Here is a 434-nt window from a genome sequence, read left to right on the forward strand (position 1 = left end):
CGGATCATCGTTAAGTACGATCCTTCTAAAAGTGCGAGCGGTTCTCCCGTTTGAAAGTCTGATAGCATCACAATCCCGTTGATCGTTTTCTTTCCTATCTGTTTATTTTGCGGGACTACCGTTACTATTTTTACTCCAAGCGCCTCAAGCCCTTCCGCTACTGAAGGCATAATTAATGCCGTATTTTGCTCGTTCGCAAATGGTAATGAGCCCCTTATTGGTGTAATCGTTCTTTCTGCGGAAAATTCTTTTAAAGCAAGCGCCGCGTATTCAATAACTTCATTCATATTTACTAAGTTTCTTTGTTCGTTCGCGCTTATGACTAGCATATCTTTCCACCCCCTCCCCTTATCCTAACATAAATCCACGATTCAACTCACCCCGAGATCCTCCCACGAACTTATGAAATTCCCCAACAAAGGCATCCCCCGTTA

Annotated in this window: 1 pseudogene; it reads right to left on the reverse strand. The window is 43.3% G+C overall.

The features are described from left to right. Positions 1-329: pseudogene (locus SB717_RS33805) on the reverse strand (ornithine cyclodeaminase family protein); the annotation flags it as partial. Between the last annotated feature and the right edge of the window lie 105 nt (positions 330-434).

Source organism: Priestia sp. SIMBA_032 (assembly GCF_046535215.1).
Taxonomy (GTDB): Bacteria; Bacillota; Bacilli; order Bacillales; family Bacillaceae_H; genus Priestia; species Priestia aryabhattai.